Source organism: Parachitinimonas caeni (assembly GCF_030129945.1).
Lineage (GTDB): Bacteria > Pseudomonadota > Gammaproteobacteria > Burkholderiales > Chitinimonadaceae > Parachitinimonas > Parachitinimonas caeni.
Window position 1 is genome coordinate 1 of record NZ_JARRAF010000108.1, and the last position, 2,113, is coordinate 2,113.

Annotated in this window: 3 protein-coding genes; 1 reads left to right on the plus strand and 2 read right to left on the minus strand. The window is 56.5% G+C overall.

The window, feature by feature from the left end; genetic code table 11:
- Nucleotides 1–316: hypothetical protein (locus PZA18_RS23765; protein ID WP_284103378.1), on the minus strand; the 316-nt coding region annotated here is incomplete at its 3' end.
- 306 nt (nucleotides 317–622) lie between these two features.
- Between PZA18_RS23765 and PZA18_RS23770 the strand changes: the two genes are divergently transcribed.
- The gene (locus PZA18_RS23770; protein WP_284103379.1) at nucleotides 623–793 is read left to right on the plus strand and encodes a DDE-type integrase/transposase/recombinase; all 171 of its coding nucleotides are present in this window, start codon (nucleotides 623–625) and stop codon (nucleotides 791–793) included.
- Between the two features lie 44 nt (nucleotides 794–837).
- On the opposite strand, the gene PZA18_RS23775 is transcribed toward PZA18_RS23770, so the two are convergent.
- Nucleotides 838–1,494 carry an SIMPL domain-containing protein gene (locus PZA18_RS23775; protein ID WP_284103380.1) on the minus strand — a complete coding sequence of 219 codons (657 nt, stop codon included), beginning with the start codon at nucleotides 1,492–1,494 and terminating at the stop codon, nucleotides 838–840.
- Nucleotides 1,495–2,113 lie beyond the last annotated feature (619 nt).

Genomic DNA, 2,113 nt, shown 5'->3' on the forward strand with positions numbered 1-2,113 from the left:
CCGCGTCCCAGCCAAACCCCGTGTCATGGCCCGCTTCGTCATGCCGGTAGACCGTCTCCCCTTCCCACCGCAGGCGCGGCACCAACCCTTCCACCACCGCCCCAGGCTCCCCCGACATCCGCCCCTGCCGGTCATACGTCCCTACCGTCGGCAGCTCCTGGCCAAGCAGGAGTTCGTCATCGTGACGGATCTGCAGCGGGGTGGCGGTATAGGTGGGCTGGCCACCCGCATCAGTGCCAACATCCTGCTGCCCACTAGTCTGCAACAAGCTGGCATCCCTTAGACCCGCACCCTGCCCGGAAACGATATTCACCATGACCCATCCCACCCTGATCGCGTTGAAAAAGCAGTGACCGATCTGAAGTTTATGCAATGCACCCTGACATAAAAGTGGAAATTGTCAGGCAGGTGACAATCGGAAAGGTATTGACAAGTTAACTTAGGTCTAAACGGAGGTTTAAGATGTTGGAGTGGACAAGTACCCCTACCACCGCCACCGTTTTCCGGCTGAAATCATCAGCCACGCGATCTGGCTATACCATCGATTCAGCCTCAGCTTCCGCGACATTGAGGAGTAGCTAGCATCACGGGGTGTACACGTCAGTAACGAGATGATCCGGCAATGGTGTCTGAAATTCGGTCGGCCTACGCCAATACCCTAAGGCGTAGCCGACCCAGGCGGGGGGATAAATGGCGTCTGGATGAGGTCTACCTTTCCATGAATGGCCGGCGCCATTACCTATGGCGCGCTGTCGATCAGGAGGGCCATGCCTTTGAAAACTTGGCCGGTTAACTTGTCAACACCCGCTCAACCATCAACGTTGATTGACCACAGGATCAGGCCCCGGTGGCAAAACGCACTCGAAAACGCACTGTGGATGAGCGGGTCGCATGCTCCGGGGCATCGCCCGCATCTAACGCAGCGGCACTGGCTCCTCCCGCATAGACACCCATCCAGTCTTCATCGCCGTAAGTACCAGATCGATAGGTTTTGACACCGAGTTCCTCGACTTCAAGTACGCTATTTATCTTCAAGCCAACGCACTCTGCTATGTTCTTTGCCTTCGTTTCCGCATCCGCCAAGGCAGCGCGTTCAGCCGCCCGTCTCGCGTCGATGCTGACGTCAAACCGCGGGGCGCGCATGGATACGGACAACGCGTGTCGTTGATTTTCAAAGAGTGGCTCCAATGCACCCAGCGCAGTCATCAGGCGATTCATGTCATGGCTGCAGATCAACAGTTTATGGGACGCTTCCTTCCCAGGCTTCTGCTTCCAAAACCAGGGTCGCCAGACTTCCGCTCCGCCTTCACTCAATTCATCGCCATTGAGGCCTGATTGCCTCAACTGCCGAATGCATTCGGCACGGAGCTCACCCACTTCTTTAATCGCCGTCTCAACTTGGGCAGCCCGTACTTGAACTGTCACATCCGCCCGATACTCGACGACGCTTTCCACCAAGCTTGCTGTACCTACCACTTCAATGAATCTGTCCACTGCTTCTCCTAAACTCAAACAATTCATGCGCGCCAGGATGGATTTCCATCCAGCATGCCAGGGTAATCAGAACGGGAAGATTGTTCTGCTTGCGCTTTCCGGTTGGCCACCAACTCTTGTCGTTGACCGAAAAACCGGCCTATCAATGCCGCTTTAACCGTCATCTGACGGATCCCATTTTCGCTCGGTGCCCAGCCCGCACTGCAGCCCTCGCACAGAAAAATGAGAACCGTGCGACGTGCAAGTGGTTTCGCCCCGAGAGCGGTCATCGCACATCACACGGAGTTATCGTGCGACGACTGCGGCCTGCTTTACTTTCCCTGTCTTTTGCTACCACCTGCCTTTGCAGACAACCTTACCCCTGTGCAGCAGGTTTACCTGCCGTTCGCACTGGGTCAGAACAACCATCGCCGAGCGCTACGACGTCCATAAAATCCAGGCCGACAACACCATCCCCTGGATCTGGGTCAATCCTTGTTCGGTCCCCGGCCAACGTAAGCGTCCGGTCCCACCACCTAGCGCTGCGGTCACCCAGCCACCAAACTCCGGGATTTGATTGGTGGGAGTCAGGTGATGGTGCAGTCATGTGAATCATGGACAGAGCGGGAAGCACAGGTAG